Annotated in this window: 4 protein-coding genes; 2 read left to right on the forward strand and 2 right to left on the reverse strand. The window is 69.9% G+C overall.

Going from position 1 to position 5,303, the window contains the following annotated elements; genetic code table 11:
- Window positions 1-521: 521 nt before the first annotated feature.
- Window positions 522-1,460 carry a methionyl-tRNA formyltransferase gene (locus D0D15_RS35245; RefSeq protein ID WP_094003842.1) on the reverse strand — a complete coding sequence of 313 codons (939 nt, stop codon included), beginning with the start codon at window positions 1,458-1,460 and terminating at the stop codon, window positions 522-524.
- Window positions 1,461-1,566: 106 nt separating this feature from the next.
- Between D0D15_RS35245 and D0D15_RS35250 the strand changes: the two genes are divergently transcribed.
- Complete coding sequence (locus D0D15_RS35250) at window positions 1,567-2,886, forward strand: lysine N(6)-hydroxylase/L-ornithine N(5)-oxygenase family protein (RefSeq protein ID WP_094003843.1); 1,320 nt, start codon at window positions 1,567-1,569, stop codon at window positions 2,884-2,886.
- Window positions 2,883-4,193 (forward strand): salicylate synthase, encoded by a 1,311-nt coding sequence (locus D0D15_RS35255; RefSeq protein ID WP_208646213.1) that lies wholly within the window; start codon window positions 2,883-2,885, stop codon window positions 4,191-4,193. Before D0D15_RS35250 ends, D0D15_RS35255 begins: the two co-directional genes overlap by 4 nt.
- A 37-nt stretch (window positions 4,194-4,230) precedes the next feature.
- On the opposite strand, the gene D0D15_RS35260 is transcribed toward D0D15_RS35255, so the two are convergent.
- On the reverse strand, window positions 4,231-5,247 hold the full coding sequence (locus tag D0D15_RS35260) for a FecCD family ABC transporter permease (RefSeq protein ID WP_115945086.1): 1,017 nt from the start codon (window positions 5,245-5,247) through the stop codon (window positions 4,231-4,233).
- Window positions 5,248-5,303 lie beyond the last annotated feature (56 nt).

Consider the following 5,303-nt stretch of genomic DNA (forward strand, 5'->3'; position numbering starts at 1 on the left):
AGCCCTGCGCTACCGGCGGCCGGCAACGCGACAGCACCGACTACCCCAACCAGACCTCCCCCGCCCCCGATCCACAGCCGGTCTTTGGTCGCCGATCAGGCGTGTCAAGGTACTCTTTCCCGCCTTGGCACGCCTGCTCGGCGACTGAAACACAATCAGGCATCGGGGGCGGGGGTGGTCGGAAGGTGACCGTTCGGCGCCGTGAGGCGCTTTAACCGCCCGCAGGGCGGGCTCCTCGCCTGCCCAAAAGCAAGACTAAAGATCAAAAGATGTCCTCGCCGGACGGGCAGGCTCCGGGATGACGGGGAATGCAGGAACCTCGCCTTGGCGAGGTGGTCGCTGGGTGGTCATCCCGTCGCCTTCCGGTTTGTGCATATCACCTTGAGCCAGGGCCGCAAGGTTGGCATGGTCGGCCGCCGGTTGGCGGCCTGGGTTGCGGCCCTGGCTCAAGGTGATCGTCACGTGTCAGGCGACGGGATGACCACCCAGCTACCTGGGCCGCTGACGGCGCTGGCGCGCCGTCAGCGGCCCAGGTATCCGCCCATCGTTTTGAAGTGCTGCGTGGCCGCCAGCTCCGTGCCGTCTTCCAGACGTACCCGCTCGATCACCAGGCCGTGGTTCTTCCCGAAGCGGGCGTCCGCGCCGGCGACGATCACCACGCCTTCTCCCTCCGGGATGAAGATGCGGCCGGGCGTGCCGCCGTACCGTCCCTTCGAGACGGATGCCTTGATCACCCGGATCGTCTGTCCCTTGTGGGTGGTGAAGGCGTTCGGGTACGGGTCGGACTGGGCGCGGACCAGGCGGTCGATGTCTTCGGCCGGCCAGGTCCAGTCGATGCGGCTGTCCTCAATGGATCGCTTGTGGAAGAAGCTCGCCTTGGAGCGGTCCTGCGGCACCGGCTCGTAGTCGCCCGATTCGAGCTTCGCCAGTGCCTCCGACACCACCGGGGCGATCAGGTCCACGGTGCGGTGGAACAGATCGGTGACCGTGTCCCGCGGACCGACCTCGACGGCCCGCTGCAGGATGATGTCGCCCGCGTCCAGTTCGTCGTTCATCATGTGCGCGGTTACGCCGACCTCATTCTCCCCGTTGATCAGCGCCCAGATCAGCGGGGAGAAACCGGCGTAGGCGGGCAACAGCGAATCGTGCACGTTGAGGGTGCCCCGGGGCGGCAGGTTGAAGATCTCCGGCGGCAGCCAGGTGCGCCAGTTGTTCGCCACAATGATCTCCGGCTCGGCCTCCTTGAGCCGCGCCGCCACCTCGTCGTCCGGGCGGTTGCGCTCGATCACCGGAACACCGTTCTCCCGCGCGAGTTCCGCGACCGAGTCGGACCAGATCTTCTCGTACGCGTGGTCGCTCTTCGGGTGCGTCACGACGAGCACCACCTCGTGACCGGCGTCCAGCAGTGCACGCAGCGTGCGGTGCCCCCACGTCTGGTAGCCGAACATCGCGACCCGCATCGGTCCTCCTCGTTCCGGGATCAACATCACGCCCGAATGTAGTAGTTAAGCCTCCCCTAACTTAGGTTAGGGTTGCCTCGGTTGTACATCTACGGATAGGACGGGCATGCCAGAACCGCAGGAAGTTCCGGTCTACGACCTGGTCGGGGTCGGCTTCGGCCCTTCGAATCTCGCGCTGGCGATCGCCGTCACCGAGCACAACGCCGGCGGCGGGGCGGCGGTCACCGCGCACTTCCTGGAGCGGCAGCCGCGCTTCGGCTGGCACCGGGGGATGCTGCTGGACAACGCCACGATGCAGGTGTCGTTCCTCAAGGACCTCGTCACCATGCGCAACCCGGCCAGCGAGTTCAGCTTCCTGTCCTACCTGCACAGTCAGGGGCGCCTCGTCGACTTCATCAACCACAAGAACCTCTTCCCGCTGCGGATCGAGTTCCACGACTACCTGGAGTGGTCGGCCGCCAAGGTGGACGACCTCGTCTCCTACGGCCGCGAGGTCGCCGGGATCACGCCGGTTCCGGGCGAGGAAACGTTGTTCGACGTGCGGACCACCGACGGGCAGGTGTTCCGCGCCCGCAACGTCGTGTTCGGCACCGGGCTGCGGCCGAACCTCCCCGAGGGCGTCACGACCAGTGACCGGATCTGGCACAACCACCAGCTGCTGCACCGGATCGGCAAGGTGACCGACCCCGAGCGGTGCGTCGTCGTCGGCGCCGGGCAGAGCGCCGCCGAGGTCACCGCCTTCCTGCACGACAGGTTTCCGCGGGCCGAGGTGTGCTCGGTGTTCGCCCGCTACGGTTACAGCCCGTCGGACGACAGCTCGTTCGCGAACCGGATCTTCGACCCGGAAGCGGTCGACGCGTTCTACACCGCGCCGGAGGACGTCAAGCGTCGGCTGATGGACTACCACGGCAACACGAACTACTCGGCCGTGGACCTCGACCTCATCGACGACCTGTACCGCCGCGTGTACCGCGAGAAGGTGCAGGGCGTGCAGCGGCTGCGGATCTTCAACGCGTGCCGCCCGATCGACGTCGACGAGACCGAGTCCGGTGTCCGCATGGCGATCGAGTCCCTGACCACGGGCGAGAAAACGGTGCTGGACGCGGACCTCGTCGTCTACGCGACCGGATACCGTCCGGCCGATCCGACGTCACTGCTCGGCGAGCTGGCCGCGAAGTGCCGCCGCGACGAGCAGGGCCGTCTGCGCGTCGAGCGCGACTACCGGCTGGTGGCCCCGGACGTCAAGGCCGGGCTGTACCTGCAGGGCGGCACCGAGCACTCGCACGGCATCACCGCCTCCCTGCTCTCCAACACCGCGGTGCGGGTCGGCGAAATCCTGCGCTCGATCCTCGACCGGCGGGAACCGTCGTTCGACTGGCCGGCCGAATACGCGGTCAGTGGTGTGAAAACCGAGGAGTGGGCGTGACCGAGTACGACCTCGAGACCTTTGGATCGGTGGCTGAGCCACTGAGCCTCGTGACCAGGCTGGCGCGTGCCGGGTTCGACGACTACGTCGTCTACGAGCGGGACGGCGTGTGGACGTTCGCGGGTGGGGCGCTCGCGACGGTGTCACTCGACGCCGAGCGAGTGCGCATCTCGTACGGCGGCGAGGTGACCGATCGTGCGTGGACCGGGTCGCCGGGCGAGGCCATGCGGTGGGCGCTGGCGGAACTGCCCGTCACGGGATGGAACGCCTACGGCCGCGTGCACTTCTCGTTCGCCGGGCTGGTGCCGGGGCTGGGACTGCGGGGCGCCGCGACCCCACCGGGCGAGGTGGTGCGGGTGATCGTGCCGCGCACCGAGGTGCGGCTCGACGGGCACACGGTCGGCATCCGCGGCGTGGACGCCGCCGAGCGGGCGCGGGTCCGCGAAATCCTCGAAGCGTCGTTCGCGGCGGACCAGCCACAACCGGCCGAAGTGGACGTCCGGGCCGGTGGCGAGAGCTACCGCGAGCGGGTCGCGCAGGCGGTCAAGGAGATCCGGCAGGGCCAGTACCAGAAGGTGATCCTGTCCCGGGTCGTGCGGATCCCGTTCCCGGCCGACCTGGTCGCGACCTACGAACTCGGGCGGCGCGGCAACACCCCGGCCCGGTCGTTCCTGCTGCGGCTGGGCGGTGCCGAGGCGGCCGGGTTCAGCCCGGAGATCGTGGTGTCGGTCGACGCGAGTGGTCAGGTCACGACGCAGCCACTGGCCGGCACGCGCGCGTTCGGCCGGGGCGCCGCGGCGGACGCGGCCGCGCGGGCCGAGCTCGAGTCGGACCCCAAGGAGGTGTTCGAGCACGCCGTGTCGGTGCGGACCGCGCAGGAGGAGATGCGGCGGGTGTGCGTGCCGGAGTCGGTGCGGGTCGGCGACTTCATGGGCATCAAGGAGCGGGGCAGCGTGCAGCACCTGGCTTCGCTGGTGAACGGGGACCTCGCGGACGGCCGGTCGGCGTGGGACGCGCTGGAGGCGGTCTTCCCGGCGGTGACCGCGTCCGGCATCCCCAAGCGCGAGTCCCTGGACGCGATCTCCCGGATGGACGATCCGCGCGGGTTGTACAGCGGCGCGGTGATAGCGCTTTCCCACGACGGCGCCCTGGACGCGGCGCTGGTGCTGCGGGCGGTGTACCAGGAGGGTGCGCAGGCGTGGCTGCGCGCGGGCGCCGGGATCGTCGCGGACTCGACGCCCGAGCGTGAGTTCGAGGAAACCTGCGAGAAGCTGGGTTCGGTGGCGCCGTTCGTGGTGCGCGCCTGACTCGTGAAAAAGGCCCCGGGGTTGCCCGGGGCCTTTTTCAGCGGCGGCGCCAGAGTAGCCAGCCGAGGTAGGCGCCACCGAGCGCGGCGGTCGCCACCCCGACCGGCAGCGTCGACGAGCCGGCGATGCGCTGGGCGACGAAGTCCGCGGCCAGCACCAGCAACGCGCCCATCCATGCGGCTGGGAGGATGCCCGCGCCGGCGGCCCTGGTCAGGCGCTTGGCCAGCTGGGGCGCGGTGAGGGAGACGAAGGCGATCGGCCCGGACGCGGCGGTCGCGATCGCGCAGGCCGCCGTGCCGACGACCAGCAGGTAGACGCGGCTGCGTTCGACCGGGACGCCGAGCGCGGCCGCGGCGTCGTCGCCCATTTCGAGCATGTCCAGCCGTCGCGCGCCGGCGAGCAGCAGCGGGATCAGCGCGACCAGGGCGATCGCCAGTGGCCAGAACTGGGTCCAGCCGAGGTTGTTGAGGCTACCGGTGAGCCAGACCGTCGCGCGGGCGACGTCGGCGAGCTGGGCGTTGACGATCAGGTAGAAGTTGACGGCCTGGAGGATCGCGCTGACGCCGATGCCGACCAGGACCAGGCGGGAGCCGCGGACGCCGCGCTGCCAGGCGAGCAGGTAGACGGCGAGCGCGGTGACCAGCCCGCCGGCGAGGGCGCCGCCGGAGACGGCCAGGGTGCCGCCGCCGAAGAGCAGGATGATCAGCAGGCCGCCGGTGGTGGCGCCGTAGTTGAACCCGATGATGTCCGGGCTGCCGAGCGGGTTGCGCGACAGGCTCTGGAAGACGGCGCCGCTCATGCCGAGCGCGGCCCCGACGGCCAGCGCGATGAGCACGCGGGGCAGCCGGAGGTCGAGCACGGCGAAGTTCGTGATGCGGCTGCCATTGCCGAGCAAGGTGCGAACGACATCGAGCGGCGCGACGGCGATCGACCCGGTGCCCAGGGCGAGCACCCCGAAGACGACGACCGCGACCGCAAGGGCGACACAAACGAGGAGCGAGCGTCGGTTGGCGGGATGGGGCGCCGTGCGGGCCTTGGTGAGGAGCTGGGTCATGAGGGGGCCGCCTCGTGGTGGTGCGAGTGGGCGGGTGGTGTGGGTGTGGTTGGGCC

It is taken from the genome of Amycolatopsis thermalba (assembly GCF_003385215.1).
Classification (GTDB): Bacteria; Actinomycetota; Actinomycetes; order Mycobacteriales; family Pseudonocardiaceae; genus Amycolatopsis_E; species Amycolatopsis_E thermalba.